General features: G+C 61.4%; 14 protein-coding genes. 5 read left to right on the top strand and 9 right to left on the bottom strand.

Features of this window, described 5'->3' with window-relative positions; genetic code table 11:
• Window position 1: 1 nt before the first annotated feature.
• Window positions 2-1,027: an NAD-dependent epimerase/dehydratase family protein gene (locus tag QD408_RS20690; RefSeq protein ID WP_414140586.1), complete on the bottom strand. Its 1,026-nt coding sequence runs from the start codon at window positions 1,025-1,027 to the stop codon at window positions 2-4.
• A gap of 88 nt (window positions 1,028-1,115) precedes the next feature.
• Here QD408_RS20690 and QD408_RS20685 point away from each other — a divergent pair, with 88 nt between their 5' ends.
• Window positions 1,116-1,463, top strand: a complete 348-nt coding sequence (locus tag QD408_RS20685; RefSeq protein WP_414140585.1) for a hypothetical protein — start codon at window positions 1,116-1,118, stop codon at window positions 1,461-1,463.
• 258 nt (window positions 1,464-1,721) lie between these two features.
• Here the strand turns inward: QD408_RS20685 and QD408_RS20680 are convergent, their stop codons facing one another.
• Entirely contained in the window at window positions 1,722-4,505 is a 2,784-nt protein-coding gene (locus QD408_RS20680) for an EAL domain-containing protein (protein ID WP_414140584.1), read from the bottom strand.
• 256 nt (window positions 4,506-4,761) lie between these two features.
• On the opposite strand from QD408_RS20680, the gene QD408_RS20675 reads away from it, so the two are divergent.
• A complete protein-coding gene (locus tag QD408_RS20675; RefSeq protein ID WP_414140583.1) occupies window positions 4,762-6,795 on the top strand; it encodes an AAA family ATPase in 2,034 nt (677 codons plus the stop codon).
• A 280-nt stretch (window positions 6,796-7,075) separates the two neighbouring features.
• Here QD408_RS20675 and QD408_RS20670 read toward each other — a convergent pair whose 3' ends face one another.
• The 5 genes from QD408_RS20670 to QD408_RS20650 form a co-directional block, all read right to left on the bottom strand.
• The gene (locus QD408_RS20670) at window positions 7,076-9,208 is read right to left on the bottom strand and encodes a beta-galactosidase (RefSeq protein ID WP_414140582.1); all 2,133 of its coding nucleotides are present in this window, start codon (window positions 9,206-9,208) and stop codon (window positions 7,076-7,078) included.
• A gap of 17 nt (window positions 9,209-9,225) precedes the next feature.
• On the bottom strand, window positions 9,226-10,371 hold the full coding sequence (locus QD408_RS20665; RefSeq protein ID WP_414140581.1) for an ABC transporter ATP-binding protein: 1,146 nt from the start codon (window positions 10,369-10,371) through the stop codon (window positions 9,226-9,228).
• 37 nt (window positions 10,372-10,408) lie between these two features.
• Complete coding sequence (locus QD408_RS20660) at window positions 10,409-11,260, bottom strand: carbohydrate ABC transporter permease (protein ID WP_414140580.1); 852 nt, start codon at window positions 11,258-11,260, stop codon at window positions 10,409-10,411.
• A complete protein-coding gene (locus QD408_RS20655) occupies window positions 11,260-12,144 on the bottom strand; it encodes a carbohydrate ABC transporter permease (protein WP_414140579.1) in 885 nt (294 codons plus the stop codon). The genes QD408_RS20660 and QD408_RS20655 overlap by 1 nt, the downstream gene beginning before the upstream one ends.
• Window positions 12,145-12,493: 349 nt before the next feature.
• The gene (locus QD408_RS20650) at window positions 12,494-13,768 is read right to left on the bottom strand and encodes an ABC transporter substrate-binding protein (RefSeq protein WP_088685301.1); all 1,275 of its coding nucleotides are present in this window, start codon (window positions 13,766-13,768) and stop codon (window positions 12,494-12,496) included.
• 203 nt (window positions 13,769-13,971) lie between these two features.
• Here QD408_RS20650 and QD408_RS20645 point away from each other — a divergent pair, with 203 nt between their 5' ends.
• From QD408_RS20645 to QD408_RS20635, 3 genes are all read left to right on the top strand, one after another.
• Window positions 13,972-15,183 carry an ROK family protein gene (locus QD408_RS20645; protein WP_414140578.1) on the top strand — a complete coding sequence of 404 codons (1,212 nt, stop codon included), beginning with the start codon at window positions 13,972-13,974 and terminating at the stop codon, window positions 15,181-15,183.
• Window positions 15,184-15,862: 679 nt separating this feature from the next.
• Entirely contained in the window at window positions 15,863-16,129 is a 267-nt protein-coding gene (locus tag QD408_RS20640; protein ID WP_088685303.1) for a DUF2277 domain-containing protein, read from the top strand.
• Between the two features lie 120 nt (window positions 16,130-16,249).
• Complete coding sequence (locus tag QD408_RS20635; RefSeq protein WP_414140577.1) at window positions 16,250-16,636, top strand: cupin domain-containing protein; 387 nt, start codon at window positions 16,250-16,252, stop codon at window positions 16,634-16,636.
• A gap of 12 nt (window positions 16,637-16,648) precedes the next feature.
• Here the strand turns inward: QD408_RS20635 and QD408_RS20630 are convergent, their stop codons facing one another.
• Window positions 16,649-17,455: a dienelactone hydrolase family protein gene (locus tag QD408_RS20630; protein ID WP_414140605.1), complete on the bottom strand. Its 807-nt coding sequence runs from the start codon at window positions 17,453-17,455 to the stop codon at window positions 16,649-16,651.
• A 471-nt stretch (window positions 17,456-17,926) separates the two neighbouring features.
• Window positions 17,927-19,558 (bottom strand): globin-coupled sensor protein, encoded by a 1,632-nt coding sequence (locus QD408_RS20625; RefSeq protein WP_414140576.1) that lies wholly within the window; start codon window positions 19,556-19,558, stop codon window positions 17,927-17,929.
• Window positions 19,559-20,012: the final 454 nt, after the last annotated feature.

The following is a 20,012-nucleotide window of genomic DNA, read 5'->3' as shown; positions in this document are numbered from 1 at the left end:
CTCATAGGCTGGAGAAACCGCTCAGTTGCACGGATTTACCCTGGCGCGCGCGGTGGGCGACGATTGAACTGGATTTCGGAGCGCGCGGCTTCATCTCCTCCCTGAACCAGTCGAGGGTCTTGGCGACGCCTTCCTCATAGCTGATCTTGCAGGACCATTCCGGCATCACATACTTGGCGTTGGTCAGGTCCGGCCGCCGGTTCGTCGGGTCCTGCGGGGGCGACGGCTTGAAGACGATCGGCACGCCGCCCATCAGGCTGGAGACATATTTGGCGACCTCGAGCACCGAGATCTCGCGGTCGTTGCCGACGTTGAGCGGTCCCCGGTAATCGGTCTCGTTCATCCAGAAATAATGGGCAAAACCCTCGGTGATATCGTCGATATAACCCCAGCTGCGCGATTGCAGCCCGTCGCCGAAGACGGTGATCGGCCGGCCGCTCAGCGCCTGGGTGATGAAATTGGAAACGGCGCGGCCGTCATCCGGCCGCGTGCGCGGCCCATAACAGTTGAACGGACGCACGACCCTGACGTCGAGGCCTTCGGTGCGCTGCAGCTCGAACAGCAGCGATTCGGTGCAGCGCTTGCTTTCGTCATAGGAAGAGCGCGGCCCGGTGCAGTCGACCTGGCCCTTGTAGCTTTCCGGCTGCGGCGAGACCAACGGATCGCCATAGACTTCCGAGGATGAGGTGAAGCAGAAGCGGCCGCCCTTCTTCAGGAGGTCGAGCAGGCGGAAGGCGCCGAGCAGGTTTGCGGCAATCGTCCGCTTCGGTTCTTTCATGTACCAGGGCGGCGAGGCCGGAGAAGCGAAATGGTAGATCTCGTCGAATTTCTCCGATGTCTGAAGAGTTTCGGCGTCGGAGCGGACGAAATGGAACCGCGAATCCTTGATGTGCGATAGATTCTCCGCCCGGCCGGTCCAGAGATTGTCGACGACGACGAGCTTTTCAATATTGTTGCGGCGCAACAGCTTGTCGCACATGTGCGAACCAATGAAACCAGCCCCGCCTGCTACTAGAACTCTCTTCATCACGTGCCCCTGTTCCTCATCTGCATAGCCTCATGCAAATATAAAACAATGTCGAACCAAACAGTCCACGCCTCATGATTTAACTACAATGTGGTATAATTCCGTACCTGATAATTTTTCTTCACGGGATATCTACAACCACTGCAAGATCAAATCAGACGATCAGGAAATGCTTAACCGGGCGCGACCATATTATTATCGTCTCACGCTGTCGTCAGACGTTAGTCTGATATCGATACGATTGGAAGACTTGTTTGGTTCTTGGAAGATCGGACCAACGGCTGATGCGAGTTTGGTTGGGGCAAGGGTTGCCGTCGCTATTCCAAGCAAGGACAGGCACGTATTGTTGTATGAGAAAATGGGCTACCGCGACATCAAACCGTCGTCATCCGATCATGGTGGGATGCAATGGCATGAGATGATGACGGAGCTTTGAGGGCGCGGCGGGCGGAGGCAACGGTGTGCCGTGCAGCCCCCTCATCCGACCCTGCGGGCCACCGACCGGGGTCGAGCCGCGGGTCTCGACCCGTCCTTCGGACCCCCGCTGGGGAGAAGAAGGGAGCAAGCCGCCTGTCCTCGTTTCCAAAAGAGACCTTCAAGAAGGACGAGACGTTGCCACGAGTCTCTTCTCCCCAGCGGGGAGAAGGTGCCGGCAGGCGGATGAGGGGGCCACACGGCAAACCCTCTCGAACCCTCAAGCCGCCTTCTCCACCACCACCTCACCCATCGCCTGCGGCCTGCCCAGCAAATACCCCTGCGCCTCATCACACTGCTCTTCGAACAGCGTATCCAGCTGCGCCTGCGTCTCCACGCCTTCCGCCAGCACCGGCACGTCGAGGCTGCGGCCGAGGGCCAGGATCGCCCTCACGATCGCCTTCGATTGGGCGTTGCTTTCGACCTCGGCCATGAAGCTCTTGTCGAGCTTGATCTTGTCGAAGGGGAAGGAGCGGAGCGTTTCCAGCGAGGAGTAGCCGGTGCCGAAATCGTCGATGGCGATCGAGACGCCGAGCGACTTCATCTCCCGCATGGTGGCGAGCGCCTTGTCCTTGTCGATGATGATCGAGCTTTCGGTGATCTCGATTTCCAGGCGGCGCGGGTCGAGGCCGGTTTCGGCGAGGATGGCTGAAATCACCGCCGCCATGTCGGCATGGCCGAGCTGGACGGGCGAGAGGTTGACGGCGATCTTGTGGCCGTTGTTCCAGCTCGCGGCCTCCCGGCAGGCTTCGCGCAGCACCCATTCGCCGATCGGCAGGATGGCGCCGCATTCCTCGGCAAGGCCGATGAAATCCATCGGCGGGATGTTGCCGCGTTCGGCGTGGCGCCAGCGCAGCAGAACCTCGTAGCCGGTGATTTCTCCCGTCCGCACCGATTTCTGCACTTGATAGTGCAGATGCAGCTCGTTGCGGTCGATGCAGGCCCAGAGATCGTTGGCGAGCGCGCGGCGGCGGCGCGCGGTCTCGTCCATCGCGGCCTCATAGAAGCAGACCTTCTGCAAGAGCGATTGCTTGGCGCGGTACATGGCGAGATCGGCATTGGCGAGCAGCCCGTCGACGCTCTCGGCATCGCTCGGATAGATCGCGACACCGAGGCTCGCGCCGGTCTTGATCTCGAAGCCGTCGACGGAGACGATGCCGCCGAGCGCGCCTTCCAGGCGGGCGATGAAATCATGCAGCGCGCTCAAATCATCGAAGCGCTTGGTTGCGGCGAACTCATCGCCGCCGAAGCGGGCGATGAACTCGCCCTCCTGCAGCGCCTCGCCGAGACGGCGCGTCAGCTCGACCAGCACCATGTCGCCGGTGCCGTGGCCGTGCTGGTCGTTGACCTCCTTGAACTTGTCGAGATCGATGCCGATCACCGCGACCTTGCCCCTCACCCGGTCCGCGACCATCAATTCCTCGGCGACGCGCTCGCCGAATTGCAGCCGGTTCGGCAGGCCCGTCAGCCCGTCATGCTTGGCGAGGAAGGCGACCTGCTCCTCGGATTTCAGGCGATCGCTGATGTCCTCGAAGGTCACGACCCAGCCGCCATTCGGCAGCATGTTGACATGCTGCTGGATCGACGTGCCGCTCGGATATTTGTGCACCGCGCTGCCGGCCTCGCCCCGGATCAGCGCCATGTTCCTGATATAATGCGCCTCGGCGCGCGCCTCCGCTTCCGCCGCGTCGTCGGTGTTGGCGGCATAGCCGATCTCGACGATCTCCCTGTAGTGCATCCCCGGACGCACCGCCCCTTCGGGAAAACGGAAGATTTCGAGGTAGCGCTTGTTGCAGAGCACCAGACGCTCGCCCGCATCGAACATGCAGATGCCCTGCCCCATGTTTTCGAGCGCGACGTCGAGATTGCGGGTGACCTCCTCGATCCGGTCGGCATCCGCCTTCTGCTTGCTGTTGTCCTTGGTGATCTTGGCATAGCCGATCAGCGCGCCGGTTTCGTCACGGATCGCATCGATGACGACATAGGCCCAGAAGGAGGAGCCATCCTTGCGATAGCGCCAGCCCTGGGCCTGGAACTTGCCTTCCCCGCGCGCGATCGCGAGCGCCCGCTGCGGAATGCCTTTCCGGCGATCTTCCTGCGAATAGAACAGCGAGAAATCCTTGCCGACGATCTCATCGGCCGTGTAGCCCTTGACGCGCTCGGCGCCCGCATTCCAGTTGCTGACCTTGCCATTGGGATCGAGCATGTAGATCGCGTAATCGGTCACGCCCTGGACGAGCAGCTTGAAATTGCGCTCCACCTTGGCGGTCTTGGCCTCCGAGCGCACGGCGAAGATGGCCGCCGCAAAACCGGCCGCCAGCAGCGAAAAGGTGACGGCAGCAATCGTCACCACCATGATCGCGGGCGAAATCAGCGTCGCGGGATCGAGCGCCTCGACGCCTGGCGTGACCGTGACGCCCGCCATCGCCGTGAAATGCAGGGCGACGACGCCTGACGTCAGCAGAACCGTCGGCGCAAGCCCGCGCAAAAACGACCGCTCGCCGCTCCCCGCAAAGCGAAAGGCGGCGACCGAAAAACCGATGCCGAGAACGACCGACGCCGCCACGAACTGCCCGTTCCAGGCGATCTCTCCCGGGAATTCGATCGCCAGCATGCCGGAAAAATGCATCGAGCCGATGCCGGCGCCGAAGAGCACGCCCGCCAGAATATTCGCCATCCACCTGTCATAGACGATCTTCGCCGCCACCGCCCCCGTCACCGCCACGACCGCGACCAGCAGCGAAACCAGCGTCAGCCCGGCATGATACCCCACGACGACACCGGGATCATAAGCCAGCATGGCAACGAAATGCGTCGCCCAGATCCCAAACCCACCCGCCGCCCCCGCCGTCAGCAGCCACACCCACCGCGCGACACCGCCTGAAGACATCGCCCGATCGAGCAGAACCATCGCGCAGTGGCTGGCGAGAAAGCAGATCAAACCCGCAAGCCCGACCAGCGCGAGATTATGCTGCTCGGTGATGCATGTCAGAACGGTGAACATGGAATGGGGACCCTCGATTTGCGAGGGTGACGGTATGGGGCGGGCGCTTAAGGAAGGTTGAAGTGGATGGGGTGTGGGGTTGGGAATGGCGTGCCAGTTCGGCGGGTTGTGGGATTAGGGTTTATGCTGGGTGTGTTGGTATGGTGAATGGATTATGCGGTGGTGATGGGCGAGATCAGCGTCGCAACAGAACACTTCTACTAAAGGTTGATTACGAATCAAAACAACTTTAGCTTCCGACTAGGGGGGAAGTATTATGCTCATCAGTCAGATCGAAGTCGCCAATTTCCGAAAATTAGAAGCGGTTCGAATAGACCTATCTCAGAAACGGACGGTTTTTGTCGGTGCCAACAATAGCGGGAAGACGTCGGCTATGACAGCGCTCCGCCGATTCCTAGTGGAGCCGCGGGAATTCGTTGTAACCGACTTCACGTTATCAAATTGGATAAAACTGAACGCTATTGGCAAGGCCTGGGAAACGGAGCAGGCTGCAACAGCGTTGCAAGGCAATCCCATCGGCGCATCTCAAAATACTAGCGCCCAAGCGACGGTAGACATCGCAGCTTCCCCACAATCAGTTATAACTGAGGAGGTTCCACTAAATGGTTCAGTCGCTGAAATAGATTCGCTGCAGGCTGTCTCCCAACCGCCACAACAAGAGCCTACACCGGATTTCTTTGCTCTGCTGCCGCAGATTGATATCTGGCTCGACGTCAAAGACGGCGAGATGCACTACGTTAAACCACTAATCCCAACCTTAGACTGGGAAAAAGGCCTTCTCGGCGTTCGCCTCCGGTTTGAACCCAGCGATTTCAATTTGCTGCAGAATGAATATTGCGCCATTCGAGCCCAAAATGCGACTACGCTTAAGGAGGCAGTGCAGGCCGGCGGGAATCAGTTAGACCTCTCGCTGTGGCCCAGCAATCTGATGGATTTTCTGGAGCGAAGACTTCAGCGATTTTTCAGGTTGAAGGCGTATCTCCTTGACCCCTCAATGCTTGTCGTTCCTATCGACGGGTTGGCGTATCCACAAGTCTTGCCTACATCGGCGGTACCGCTCGAAAGCAATCCACTTGAGGGACTCATCAAGGTCAATGAGATTAACGCGCAGCGTGGCCTAGGTCAGCAAATAGCGGCTAGAATGAGCGGGGATGGCGTCGGCGACGCGGTCGAATATCGAGGTGGTCGCAGACTTTCTGGGCAGCTACGCAGCTATTTCGACAAGCATTTGGACCCGACGGAGTCGCCTGACGTACGGATTGTGACATTGCTCAACAAGATTAGGGAGGCAACTGATAGTCAGAAGCAAATTCCCTGCAGTAAGGCGGAAGAGGGCTTCGTCCGATTGTTTCTGCTGCACCCCGATACCCACGATAAACCCGCCGCCGAACAAAGAATTGCAGGTTTGATGGCTGATGAGAGCGGCGATGCCCTGTGGCGGAATCCAGAAGAAATAAAAAATCTCATACTCGAACATAAAATGGCCGCACGGCGTCTTGGCTTCTTTGAGTTGTATGAGCCGTTGTATAGCTTCGAGCCTTTCAGAACCGGCTTGCGAGACGGGACGCTTCCCCTTTTGAATTTCTTCGCTTCGCGCATTGTTCCACTAGTGGATGCAAGGGCAGATAAGTTCGCGGTTATGAGAATAGTGAGCAAGTTCTCACCGCTTATGACGCCTGAGACATTGAGAGCCATAACCGATGAAAGGGCGCACCTAAAAAAAGTTCAAAAGGCGGTTGATTCGTTGGTCAACTTGGTCGCCGAAGACGCATCGCCAACCTTCCTCGATATGTTGAATTCTGTCGATCAGAGCCACCTTTTTGCCATTCCGGATATCTTGCGACCTGCTTTGGCAGGCGCAGCAGTTTCCGAATCCGACGATGACTTGGAAGAGGACAAGCGGTCTGAGCGAGATATCGCCATTTCAACCTTCCTGAACGCGCCCTTCAAGCAAATACGGCCGTATCTGAAATATTCATCTGGGCTGGCCCAATTCGACACTCATCAAGGGGTGAAGGGTCTGGAGTTTCCACGTGTGATGGTAATCATGGACGACACGGAAGCTGCGGGGTTCGCGTTCAAATATGACAAACTTTTCACACCTGACACCGCCGAAGACGGTGTTGCGGCTGCTACCCGTCGGTTATTTTACGTTACCTGTAGCCGCGCCGAGCAATCACTTTGTTTGGTCGCCTACTCTAAAAACCCAGATGCGATAAGGGAGACGCTACTTAACCGGGGCTGGTTCGAAGAAAGAGAAATATGCATCTTAGACGCACCAGCTAGTTAGCTGCCGGTGCCACATCTCGTCGAAAGGGTTTGTCCGTTCGGCAGCGTGCATCGACTGAGAGACGCAAGCTTGGCCGCTGGCGTGCCGTGCAGCCCCCTCATCCGGCTGCCGCCACCTTCTCCCCGCCGGGGAGAAGGGGTTGTGGCCACGCCTCGCCCGGCTTAAAAACTCTGCTATAGAACGACGGTCGAGCGGCTTGCTCCCCTCTTCTCCCCAGCGGGGAGAAGGTGGCCCGCAGGGTCGGATGAGGGGGCCACACGGTACGCCCTTCCTTATCCCCTCACCCCTCCAACTCCACAATCGCACACCCATACCCCTGAAGCTCCAGCCTCCCCGCCACCAGCTTCTCCCCATCCAGCAAATCCCGCCCGGCCGGCACCCCGCCCACCGTCACAGCCTGATCCATATAATTCTGCACGAACAGCAGCCGCCTTTCCTCATTCATCCGCATCGTCACCTCCACACCTTCCGGCAGCCCGCCCACCAGCGGCTCCACGCCCGCCGGCGCGAACAGCCGTTCCGTCAGCGCTTCCGTCAGCTCCGGCGTCAGATACGTCCCGAGATAGACCACCTGCCCCTTGCCGACCTTGCGGGAGGTCGCCATCGGTTGGCCTTCGGCGTAGCGGTTGGACCAGGCGGCGATCACCTCGACGTCGGGGGCGATGGTGAGGTTTTCGTAGAAATGGCCGGCGGCCAGTTCGCGGTTGCCGATCTTGAAGCGGCGGACGCGGCGGTGGCTTTCGGCCGGTTTGTTCGGCGGGATGACGAGGCCGCCGGAGCGTTCCATCACGTCGAAGAGGCCGTTGGCGCCGGGGGCGGCGAGACGGCCGAAATCTTCGACGCGCACGCCGGTCAGTTTCGAAAGCGCAGTACCCGGCGCGGTTTCGCGGATGACGTGGTTGTCTTGCGTGCGGGTGCCGGTGCGCGCGCCGATGACGACGGTGCCGCCGGATGCAGCGAAGGCTTCGAGGCTGGCTGTCCATTCGTCCTTCCACATCACCCAATGGGGGACATAGAAGAGCTTCAGCTTGGAAAGATCGTCCTCCGGATGGATGAAGCCGCAGGCGATGCCGCGGTCGTAGCAATGCTGATGCAGCAGGATCGCGTCGTCCTGCGGGCTCGGCAGACCGATCGGATAGGTCTTGTGGGCTTCCTGATTGTCGAAATCGGAGCCGGCGATGCCGACATCCATGCGCACATAGGTGCCGAGGATCTTCGGCTGCAGCGCCGTCATCTCGGTCGCGAAGCGCGTGGCCTCCTCATAGCGGTGGCGGCCGATATCGTCATGGTCGATGATGCCCATCCAATAGATCTCGGCGCCGAAATGGGCGGGCCGCCAGCGGAAAAACATCAGGCCGTCGGCGCCGTGGGCGACCGAGGAGAGCGCCATGCGGCGCAGTTCGCCCGGCTCCGGCGTCAGCGTGCAGAAGCCCGGCTGGCTGCCAAAGCCCGATTGCTGTTCGGGCACGATGTAATTGCCGGAAAAGCCGCGGCAGATATCGAGGTGCAGCGCCTGCACCTTGGCGTGGTTGCCGAGCCGCATGAACTCGTCATAGAGCATGGGATAGATGTCGTAGCCGACGAAATCGAGATCCTTGCTGAACTGGCCGCGGAAATCGATATCCCGGAGGCCCCCGAGATTGTGGAAGACGAACCAGGAGGATTTCACCTCCCTGAGTATCTCCACCTGGTCGTGCTGGAAGCGCGCGGTGGAGAAGGCGAGGAAGCGGTGATAATCCTGCAGATGACCGGGGCTTGGGAAGGTCGGGCCGAATTCGATCGGCAGCACCACCTGATCGAAGCTGTCATAAGCCGTCGCCCAGAAATCGCCGCCCCAGGCGGCGTTCAGCTTTGATATCTCGCGGTATTTATCGGCGAGGAAGGCCTGGAATTCGCTGAGCGTCGCCTGGGAGAAGCTCTCCGGCATGCTGGTGTTGAGCTCATTGTCGGTCTGCCAGCCGACAACATGCGGATTGCCGCGATAATGCTCGGCCATCGCCCGGGTAATGCGCTTGCTGTGCTCGCGGAAGACGGGGCTTGCCGTGTCGCAATGCTGGCGCGAGCCGTGGCTCATCGGCCGGCCCTTGCCGTCGACCCTTAAAATTTCAGGGTGCGCTGCCGTCAGCCAGCGCGGCGGCGTCGCAGTCGGCGTGCACATGATCGTATCGATGCCGTGGCGCCCGAGGATTGCTATGGCGCGGTCGAAGAGATCGAAATCATAGGTGCCGAGCTTCGGCTCCAGAATGTGCCAGGCGAATTCGGCCATGCGCACGACATTGAAGCCGGCTTTCGCCATGCGCTCGGCATCGCGCTCCCAATAGCTTTCGTCGACATGCTCGGGATAATGCGGCACGCCGACGAGGAAGCGGTCGGTCTGGACGGTGTTCCATGCGGAGAGGGTCTTGTCGGACACGGGCGGTTCTTTCCTGATTACTTGTCGAGAATGGTCTTGCGGGCGCTGATCGTGCGGCCGCCATCTGGGGAGAAGAGATAGAGCTCGTTCGCATCGAGCTTCAGCGCCACCTTCTGGCCGGCGGCGAAGGGCGCGACGTAGGAGAGCTGCGCGGTGATGTTGCCGGTGCCGCTTTCCGACGCGATGGTGCGGAGATTGCCGGCATCGACATAGAGAATGGTCTCGCGGCCGAGATGCTCGACGAGGCGGACTTCGCCATGCACGGCCCCGCCCTCGCTGCCCTCGGCGACGACAGAGATCGCCTCCGGCCGCACGCCGAGCGTGAGAGCCGCGCCTTTCGAGAGCGCCGTCGGCTGGGCAAGCTCCACCGTCAGCGGTGCAAGGCCGGGCGCGGAAACGGTCACGCTGCGGCCAGAGACCTCGTCGAGGGTGACGCCGAGGAAATTCATTCTGGGCGCGCCGAGAAAGCCGGCGACGAAGAGATTGTCGGGGTTGCGGTAAAGCTCCAGCGGCGAGCCGACCTGCTCGATGATGCCCTTGTTCAGCACGACGATGCGGCTTGCCATGGTCATCGCCTCCACCTGGTCGTGGGTGACATAGACCATGGTGGCGCCGAGCTCGGCATGCAGGCTGCTGAGCTCGACGCGCATCTGGGTGCGCAGCGCGGCATCGAGGTTCGACAGCGGCTCGTCGAACAGGAAAACCTCAGGCGAGCGGGTGATCGCCCGACCGATCGCCACGCGCTGCCGCTGGCCGCCGGAAAGCTGCTTCGGCCGCTTGTCCAGCTGGTCGTCGATGCGCAGGATCTTGGCGGCGCGGGCGACCGCCGCATCGATCTCTGCCTTCGGGCGCTTGGCCATGCGCAGACCAAAGCCCATATTCTCCGCCACCGTCATGTGGGGATAGAGCGCATAGGACTGGAACACCATGGCAATGCCGCGATCGCCCGGCTCCTGCCGGGTGACATCCCGGCCGTTGATCAGGATCCGGCCCGAGGAGATCGCCTCCAGCCCGGCAATGCTCTTCAACAGCGTGGACTTGCCGCAGCCCGATGGACCGACCATGACGATGAACTCGCCCTGCGCCACGGAAAGATCGATGCCGCGCAGCGCATGATAGGCGCCGTAATTCTTGTTGATCTCACGAAGTTCGAGACTGGTCATGTCCTGGCCCTCTCTTGTTGAAACGGAAGACGCCGGCTCATCCCTTCACCGCGCCCATGGTGAGGCCGGCGATGAAATGCCGCTGCATCAGGAAGAACATCACGACGGGCGGCACGGCGACGACGATCGTGCCTGCTGAAACCAGGTTCCAGGCCGAGACCCACTCGCCGCGCAGATTGGCAAGGCCCGCTGTGACAGGCTTGACGCTGTCGCTGACGGTCAGCACCACGGCCCAGAAATAATCGTTCCAGACGAAGGTGAAGATCAGGATGGCGAGCGCGGCAAGTGCGGGCCGCACCAGCGGGATCACCACATGGATGAGCGTCTGGAAGGGCGAGGCCCCTTCGGCGCGCGCCGCCTGGAACAGCTCATCGGGCAGTGCCGCGATGAAATTGCGCATGAAGAGTGTGGCAAAGCCCGTCTGGAAGGCGACGTGGAAAATGATCAGCGCCACCGTCGTATCGATCAGGTCGAGCCGCACCATCAGGTCGCGCACCGGGATCATCATGATCTGGTGCGGCAGGAAATTGCCGCCGACGAAGAGCGCGAAGATCAGCATATTGCCGCGAAAGCGGTAGCGCGACAGCACGAAGCCCGCGAGCGTCGACATGACGAGCACACCGATGACCGAGGGAATGGTGATCGTCAGGCTGTTGAGGAAATAGCGCGCCATCGGCGTGTCGGTGAAGACGGCCCGGTAATTGTCGATGACGCCGATCTCGGTCGGCCAGCCCCAGAGATTGCCGCCCATCACGTCAGCCGTCGAGCGGAAGGAGGTCAGCACGATGGCAAAGAGCGGGCAGAGCCAGAGGATGAGCACGAAGACGACGGCGAACACATAGAAGCGGCGCTGCCAGATCGCGGTTTCGGGTATCGGACGAGGATACATCAGCCTCCCCTCTCTTCGCTGCGGATGATGTGGGTGAGATACCAGGCGATGAACACGGCCATGATCACGAAGAGCACCGAGGCGATCGCCGCGCCGTAGCCGAAGCGGTAGGAAAAGATCGACTGCTCGTACATCTGGTAGGCGAGCACCGAGGAGGAGCCGAACGGCCCGCCCGCGGTCATCACCGAGATCATGTCGAAGGAGCGCAGCGCGCCGACGACCGTCACGGCGATGGCGATGAACGTGACCTGCGTCAGCTGCGGCAGCACGATATGGCGCAGCATGTTCCAGCCCCTCGCCCCATCGACGCGGCCCGCGCCGATCAGCTCTTCGCTTAAGTTATTGAGCCCGGCGAGATAGAGCACCATGCAGAAGGTGATCTGCGGCCAGAGTGCGGCGATGACGATCGCGAAGGTGACGAAATGTTCGTCGGAAAGCACGGCCGGCGCCACTGCCCCGAAGGCCCGGAAGATCAGCGCCAGCAGCCCGAACTCAGGCGTATAGACCCAGGTGAAGACGACGCCCACCGTGACCGAGGCGAGCACCAGCGGAATGAAGAACAGCGATTTCAGGAAGCGCATGCCTGCGATTTTCTGGTTGACCAAGAGCGCGATGGCGAGCCCGATCGGCGGTGCGGCCATGAACATGACGAGCCAGATCAGATTGTTCTTCAGCGACACGTAGAATTGCGGATCGTTATAGAGCTCGACGTAATTGCCGAGCCCGATCCACACCATCGGCCCGAAACCATCCCACTCGTGAAAGCTGATCCAGACGCTCTTCACCGCCGACAGCAGGATGACGGTGAAGAACAGCGCGATCGCAGGCGCGATGAGCAGAGTCGGAGTCAGCCACCACCGCTGGCGGCGCCATAATGTCTGCATGTCGAGAACCTCGTATTATTCGTAGGGGCGTTGCCGCCCCTCAGCTTCTCACAAAGGCCGCCCCCCTCTTTTCGTCATGCTCGGGCTTGTCCCGAGCATCTAACCCCGTTCGATAGGGCAGCAGATCCTCGGCACAAGGCCGAGGATGACGTCGAGTTAAAGGCGGGCGTCGCCGGGAGTAAAGCGACGCCCTCTGTCTACCGACAAAGCCCGCCACCCCTTCCTTCGTCATGCTCGGGCTTGTGCCCCGAGCATCCAACCCCGGACCGATAGGGCAACAGATCCTCGGCACAAGGCCGAGGATGACGTCGAGTAAGGAGCGCGCTTCGTCAGCAAACCGGCAGCAAGCTCAGATCTTATAAATCCGCTTCCGCGTCCCCTCGAGCCGCGTCAGGATCGCCTTGCGCCGATCGGGCTTGGCCATGAACTCCTGGAAGCCGACCAAGCCGGCCTGGGCCATGTCCGGATCGCTGTCGCGGTCGTAATATTGCGAGGCGCCCTGCACCGTCTTCATCGTCTCCACGGCGACGTTGACGAGCGGGTCCTTGCTCGCAGGCAGGTCGTGGCGCGGCGGCACGTTGCCGCCCGGCTCCAGATAGGCCGCCAGGTTTTCCGGCTTGTAGAAATAGGCGAGGAAATCGCGTGCGCCCTGCTTGTTCTTCGCCTTGGCGGGAATGTGGACCGAATTGACCGAGAATTCCTCGAAATGGCCGATCTTGGGATCGAGCACCGGGAAAGTCGCGTAGGCAAGCTGCGGCAGGTCGGCTTCGGTGAAGGCCGAGCGCAGGAAGGCGCCGAGGTTCATCATGCCGGCCTTCTTCTGCGCCAGAAGTGCTGCGGCCTCCTGCCAGCCGAAGGAGGTGTGGTTCGGCGTGAAGAAGCCCTTTGAAATCATCGCCTCCCACTGGTCGAAGACGGGGGTCAGCGCCGGATCGAGATAGCTCATCTCGCCGTTCATCAGCGCCATGTGCCTGTCGAGCCCGTTGATGCGCAGGTTCATTTGGTCGAACCAGCCGGCCGCCGGCCACAATTCCTTGGTGCCCATCGCAACCGGGGTGATGCCCGCCGCCTTGCACTTGTCACCATAGGCCATGAAGTCCTCGGCGGTCTTCGGCACGGTCAGGCCGTATTGATCGAACACGTCCTTGCGGTAGAACATGCCCCAGAGCGTGCCGCCCGTGGGCAGGCCGTACTGCTTGCCGTCATCGGTGACGGCGCCGGCCGTCGCACCCAGCACGTCCTTGTATTTTTCCTTCTCGAAAAGATCGGAAATATCGTCGAACAAGCCGCGCTTGACGAAGGCGCGCATGCGGTTTCCGGAAAACCAGAAGCAGATGTCGGGCGCGCCGGCGACGAGATAGTTGCGGATCGCCGTCTTGTGCGCCTCGTGGTCCATATTGTTGACGACCACGTTGACGCCGGCCTCCTTGCCGAAGCCCGCCGCGATCGATTTCAGCGCATCGAGTGCCGCACCGTTGTTTTCCGAAGAGATGATCGTGACTTCCTGCGCCTGCGCGATCGCAGGCATCGGAAAGCTGCCCGTCACCGCCGCAGCGGAGACGAGGCCCGCTCCCTTGAGAAAGGTTCTGCGGGTGGTTGCAGGAAATTGCTTCGAATATGTCATTGAATTCCTCCCGGTTGATCGATCAACACCGCCCTCTTCCAGCGGCTCCTCCTTGAAGCCCGCCCGATCAGGCGCTCGACATGCCGACCCTCCACGATGCAACGCCCCTAATCCGTTTGGCTCGTTCTGTTGATCGGCGGGCAGACTTATGCATAAATCAAACCGACCCGCAATAATTAATTTACAAAATTAAGGAATGCAAAGTGAAGCTGAAAGGCGACCAGACCACGGCGAGAGCCATGAACCGACGCCTCATCCTCAACCTTCTCAGACGCGAAGGGCCGAGGAGCCGCGCCGATATCGCAACCGTGATCGGCTTGAGCCCCGCCGCCGTCACCTTCGTCGTCGCCGATCTCCTGGAGGAAGGCATCGTCACCGAGGGCAAGGCCGTGCCCGGCCCGGCCGGCCGCCGGCCGATACCGGTCGAGATCAATTACGAGCATTCGCTCGCGCTCGGCTTCAAGCTGATGGTGGATTCGGTGGAGTGCGTGGCGACCGACCTCGCCACCAATCCCGTCGCCGCCATGCGCGTCGATCTGAAGGGGCATGATCCGGATTATGTCGCCGATCTCCTGGCGGCCACCGTGCCCGAACTGGTGAAGCTTGCCGGCCGGCCGAAAGCCAAGCTCGCCGGCATCGGCATCTCCATGCCCGGCGTCATCAACCACGAACAGACCGCCTGCGTGCGCAGCCACCGCTTCCAATGGGACAACGTTCCGCTGGCCTCGCTGCTGGCTGCCCGCGTCCATGTGCCGGTCTGGCTGGAGGACGACACCAACGCCTACGCCATCGCCCAGCAGCTCTTCGGCCTCGGCCGCCAGCACCGCAACATGGCCGTGCTCGCCGTCGGCGTCGGCATCAGCTGCGCGCTTGTTATCGACGGCAAGCTCTATCGCGGCGCCAATGGTGCGGCCGGCAAGTTCGGCCACACGCTGTTCGAGGAGAACGGCCGCCTCTGCGAATGCGGCAAACGCGGCTGCCTGATGGCCTATCATTCCGAACTCTCGATGCTGCGCCGCTGGCGTGAAGCCACCGGCCGCGGCGAGGAACTCGGCCTCCCCCAACTCTGCGAAGCCCTTGCCGCAGGCGACGCCACCGCCACCGCCCTCGTCGCCGCTTCCGGCCGCGGCATCGGCACGGCACTCGCCAACCTCGTCAACATCACCGACCCCGAAGTCATCGTCGCCGGCGGCGAAGCCGTCTCCCTCGGCGATCCCTTCCTCACGCCCCTGCGCGAAGCCCTCGCCGCCCGAACCTTCCGCACCGCCCCGCCGCTGCTGCCCGACTGGGAGGACAACTCCTGGGCCAGAGGTGCGGCCGCGCTGGTGACCCAGAAGATATTTGATTTCGAGTCATCAGGTGGCGTGACGGATATCGCGACGTTGGGTGTGAGAGGTTCGACGTCAGCGGCTTGATGAGAAGGCGACAGAGTTTCCCCCGACGGGTCCTACCAAGCAGCCCCCTCATCCGCCTGCCGGCACCTTCTCCCCGCTGGGGAGAAGAGATTCGTGGCGAGGCCTCGCTTTTGATCTACCGCCGATGCTTGAATGTGCATTCGACAGCGCCGCAAGTCTCTTCTCCCCAGCGGGGAGAAGGTGCCGGCAGGCGGATGAGGGGGCCGCGATTGCCGTCGAATCTTATACCAGCATACCAACCCATTCTTGACGAATGCGTCTAGACACTCATTCTGTAGACCTGAGTGGTAGCTATCTCTTGGTGAGCTTAAGGGTACCTTGAAGGGATCGCTAGTTGGGAAGTTTTTTGGGGACTGTACGTTCTGTCGCGGCAATGTGTGTGATCGGGCTGATTACGCCCTTGATTGGCGGCTGCGCCTTTCCCTATCCGGCAGTTTGGTCGAAATGTCCTCACTCCCAACATCTCGTCATTGACGGAGAGTTTCGATGCGGAGGCCCGGAGCTTCCTCCCACTCCGGCACAAGTGGCGACTCTTAAGCGGCTTCCGGTCGTGGATCCCTGAAAGCGCTCAAATCGGCGCGCCACTTCCGCAGGCCTCGTTGCAATTCGCGCTCACGCGACTACCTTTCATGCGAGACTACTCCTCCCTGTGGCAAAGAGAAAATCACGCGAGCAAACCATGTGCCGAAACATAAAACCTCTGTTCAATTTCGATCCGCCGGCGACGGACGACGAGGTCCATGATGCCGCGCTCCAGTTCGTGCGCAAGCTCAGCGGAGCGACCAAGCCGTCGAAGCGCAATGAGGCCGCGTTCGAGCGCGCGGTCAGTTCGATCGCCGCCTGCGCCCGCGAACTGATCGATTCATTGGAGACCTCTCAACCGCCGCGCGACCGCGAGGAAGTCGCGGCGAAGGCGCGGGCGAAAAACGCGGTCCGGTTCGCCTGACCCGCGGATACAAAAGCTTACAAAAACCTAGGTTTCCCGACACATGCCTGGTTCATTCATCGGCTGAAATGTCATCGCGGCCAACGAGCCGGCAATGGTCAGTTCAGGAAGGATGACACGATGAAAATGATCCAGGCGATAACACTCGCCCTTCTCCTCGGCACGGCTGCGGCAGCGCATGCGGAACAGCCGCTGCAGCGCACCGATCTCGTCAGCGGCGATATCGACGTGCCCGGCCACGAAGCCGTGCAGGTGCGTGTCGATTTCGCGCCCGGCGTTCTCGCGCCGCGACACGCGCATCCGGGCGAAGAGATCGCCTACGTTCTGGGGAGCGTGCTGGAATACAAGCTCGACGGCAGGAAGCCGGTAATCCTCGAGGCCGGCCAGTCCCTGTTCATTCCCTCAGGCGTGGTCCACTCGGCCAGGAACGTCGGCGACGGCAAGGCATCCGAGCTGGCGACCTATATCGTGCGCAAGGACGAGGCGCTGGTCGCGCCCGCCAACTGAGCCTTGCACTCTCTAGAGATACTTTCGCAGGAAGGTGCGAACGCTGCCGATGGATTTTGCGGCGGCGTTCGGATTGTACTTTTCGATATGACCCAGCACCCTCCTTCCGGCGCGGAATTCCGGGGCGTCGAAATTGTGGTAGGTGCCCTGATAGATGTCGAGCTCGATGGGCGCGCCATCGTCACCAAGGGAGGCGAGCCTTTTCCGGCATTGGTCGGCGGGGCTCCAATTGTCTCGATCGCCGGTCAAGATCAGGGTCGGCACCGTCGCCTCGCCCTGAGTTGCCGCGCAGCGCGGATAGTAGGCGACCGCCGCCTTGAACTTACGGTCCATGAGCTGTTCGTTGCCTTGGATTTTCGTCCCGTCCAGCGTTACGGTGCCGCCCGTCGAAAAACCCATCAAGGCGACGCGCCTGATATCGACGAAGCTCGCTTTCGACAGATAATCCAGGGCTCCATAGGCGTCGAAGACACGATCGGGAAGAGAGCGCTGGCAGGCGTCCATGATGTTGCGGGTGGTGAAGCTGTCGACGACGAGCACGACGTAACCCCAGGAAACCAGCCGTTTCGGCCAAAGGTCTTTGACGCTCGAACGCATGCCCTCGCATCCATGCAGGAGAACGACTGCCGGGAAAGGGCCATCTCCCCGCGGGCGAGACACGTAACCGAGCAATGGCGTCCCTTGCGGTTGAGGGAGAGTTTCCGCCTGTTCTTTCGCCTTGCGTATTCGAAAGGGGCTCAGCTTGACCGGCGCGCTTTCGAAGCGCACCAGTTCGTCGGCATAGAGCGGGCCAGCATGTGGCACGATGCCGAGACAGATGGCAAAACAGAAGCAAAATCTCGCGATTTGCACTGAACTACCCTCGACCGGATTGTATCACGTGGCGAGCGGACTTGCGTTCTGCATCGCCTCGAGGCAGGTTAGCCGAATATCGGCAAATGCGCCATCGGCTGGCGACTTATGTCGTGCGCAAGGGCGAGGCGTTGCCAAGTGAGGCTGCGTCGGAGGGTGTCGCGACCTGCGAAGGTGTGCCGTGTGGCCCCCTCATCCGACTCTTCGGGCCACCTTCTCCCCGCTGGGGAGAAGGGACTTGCGGCACTGCCGCATTCACATTCAAGCGACGGTAGATCGAAAGCTGGACGCCGCCACGAAATCTCTTCTCCCCAGCGGGGGTCCGAAGGACGGGTGAGACCCGTGGCTCACCCAGGTCGGTGGCGGCAGCCGGATGAGGGGGCCTCGCGGCACACCCTACCCTATCTCAACTCACGCCACGCGACAGGTCATACACCCTCAAAACTCATCCCACTGCCCGCTCGCCAGCGCCGCATTGCCCTGCGTCGGATACGCCCTGGCCACCTTTGCCCGGAGATCGCGCGCCGGAGAACCGGTTTCGGCCGGCCTTGCGGGCGCCGGTCTGCGGGATGCGCTTCTCTTGTCGATGTTGAATTCGGCGAGCATGGCGGCGATCCGGCTGATCTCGCGCACCAGCGCGTGGCTTGCGGCGGTGGATTCTTCCACCATGGCGGCGTTCTTCTGGGTGCCCTGGTCCATGGCGTTGACGGCCATGTTGATCTCGGCGAGCGCGGTCGCCTGTTCGCGGGCGGCCTCGACGATCGAGCCGATGTGGCGGTCGATCTCCTTGACCTCGTCGACGATGACGCTCAGCGCCTCACCCGTCTCGCCGACCAGCGAAACACCCGTCTTCACGTGCTCGCCTGATGTGTTGATCAGTTCCTTGATCTCCTTTGCCGCCTTGGCCGAGCGCTGGGCGAGCTCGCGCACTTCCTGGGCGACGACGGCAAAGCCCTTGCCGGCCTCGCCGGCGCGCGCGGCTTCCACGCCGGCGTTCAGCGCCAGCAGGTTTGTCTGGAAGGCGATCTCGTCGATCACGCCGATGATGCTGGATATTTCGCGCGAGGAACTGTCGATCGCGCCCATCGCAGTAACCGCCCGCTCGACGATCTGGCCGGATTTTTCCGCGCCCGTGCGTGCCCTCGCGACCAACTGGCCCGCCTCTTCCGCGCGCCGGCTGGAATCCTTGACTGTCGTGGTGATCTCTTCGAGTGCGGCTGCCGTCTCCTCGATGGAGGCCGCCTGCTGCTCCGTGCGCTTGGCAAGGTCGTCGGCGGCCGAGCGGATCTCCTGCGAGCCGGCATTGATCTGCGAAGCGGCGCCATCGATCTCGCGGATCGTGCCCGTCAACTGCTCCAGCGCATGGTTGAAATCATCGCGCAGCCGGTGATAGGCGGCGGGCAGCTCGTCGGTGATGCGGTAGCTGATATCCTTGGCGACGATGGCGGCCATCGCCTTGCCGAAACAGTCGCTGACCAGCTTCTGTTCGCTGGCAATCGCGTCGGCCTGCGCCTTCTGCTTGGCGACCTCGGCCTCGTCGATATAGACCGAAATGGCAAGATCCATATCGAGCATCGCGGCCTTGACCAGGCTTGCCAGCGCCTTGCCGAACTCCGCCGGTTTCATCGTCTTGCGGGAGAACATCCCCTGCGGAAACATCTCCTCGACCGCGCTCCGGATCAGGTGATCGACGATGATCGCGTAGCCGCCGATATACCACCTCGGCTCCAGGCCGATGCGCGCATGAACGGTGCCGATGGTGCGGACCTTGCCGACATAATCCTCGCTGAAATTGCCGTCCGAAATATTGGCCCAATGCCCCATCTGGGCGCCCTTGGCCCGGGCGATGTGCTCGTCGGAGGAAAAGAAGCGCTTGACCTCGGGGCTGTTGCGCAGCTGCGCATAGAACTTGTCGAGACCACGCGGCAGCTCGCGCTCGATCAGCGCTTTCAGCGAACGGATGCCGGCGCGCCCCTGCTCGTCGAGCTCCATGAATTCGAGGCGGCGCTCGATATTCTGGTTTTTCGACTGAGCCTGATCACCCCTATGCGCATGGGAAAAGTTCTGCATGAATCCCTCTTGAAACAGAATTTCTCGAACGATGCGGCGCGGGCTCCAGCTTCCAATCCAGTGCCCGCGCCTCTCGAACTAAAGTCGAATTGATGGCCGCATGGTTGACAAAGGGTAAACGGCCTTGGCAGACCGCAATGATGCGGCGCTAAATGGATAGAAGTGCGGGTTTTGGATGCCGCCTCGATGTAAGTGTGGCCGCGATAGCGGACGAGTGTCCGGCCTCGTGGATGGCGACGTTTTTGGGATTCAACGGCTTAAGTCCATGCCAGCAACGCGTCGTTCGATGTGCGTGCGGCCCCGAAGGGTCGGATGAGGGGGCCACACGGCACGCCCTTCTTAATTCGAGGAGCGCAAGATCAATCAAAACCCACCACTTCCCCGTGCCATCCCCTTGCCGCGCACGCAGCAGCCGCCTATCCTCCGGCCGGCGGTCGCGCCCCATGTCAGGGGC

This window comes from Rhizobium sp. BR 249, from assembly GCF_047445895.1.
Classification (GTDB): Bacteria; Pseudomonadota; Alphaproteobacteria; order Rhizobiales; family Rhizobiaceae; genus Rhizobium.
Note: the sequence above shows the minus strand (reverse complement) of the source record. Positions and strands in the feature narration are given on the sequence as shown.

Bases quoted from the DNA above. Each gene is read 5' to 3' on its own strand.
- QD408_RS20685 (WP_414140585.1), top strand. From the start codon at position 1,116: ATGTGGTATAATTCCGTACCTGATAATTTTTCTTCACGGGATATCTAC.
- QD408_RS20675 (WP_414140583.1), top strand. From the start codon at position 4,762: ATGCTCATCAGTCAGATCGAAGTCGCCAATTTCCGAAAATTAGAAGCG.
- QD408_RS20650 (WP_088685301.1), bottom strand. From the start codon at position 13,768: ATGACATATTCGAAGCAATTTCCTGCAACCACCCGCAGAACCTTTCTC.
- QD408_RS20640 (WP_088685303.1), top strand. From the start codon at position 15,863: ATGTGCCGAAACATAAAACCTCTGTTCAATTTCGATCCGCCGGCGACG.
- QD408_RS20625 (WP_414140576.1), bottom strand. From the start codon at position 19,558: ATGCAGAACTTTTCCCATGCGCATAGGGGTGATCAGGCTCAGTCGAAA.
- QD408_RS20655 (WP_414140579.1), bottom strand. From the start codon at position 12,144: ATGCAGACATTATGGCGCCGCCAGCGGTGGTGGCTGACTCCGACTCTG.
- QD408_RS20665 (WP_414140581.1), bottom strand. From the start codon at position 10,371: ATGACCAGTCTCGAACTTCGTGAGATCAACAAGAATTACGGCGCCTAT.
- QD408_RS20635 (WP_414140577.1), top strand. From the start codon at position 16,250: ATGAAAATGATCCAGGCGATAACACTCGCCCTTCTCCTCGGCACGGCT.
- QD408_RS20690 (WP_414140586.1), bottom strand. From the start codon at position 1,027: ATGAAGAGAGTTCTAGTAGCAGGCGGGGCTGGTTTCATTGGTTCGCAC.
- QD408_RS20680 (WP_414140584.1), bottom strand. From the start codon at position 4,505: ATGTTCACCGTTCTGACATGCATCACCGAGCAGCATAATCTCGCGCTG.
- QD408_RS20660 (WP_414140580.1), bottom strand. From the start codon at position 11,260: ATGTATCCTCGTCCGATACCCGAAACCGCGATCTGGCAGCGCCGCTTC.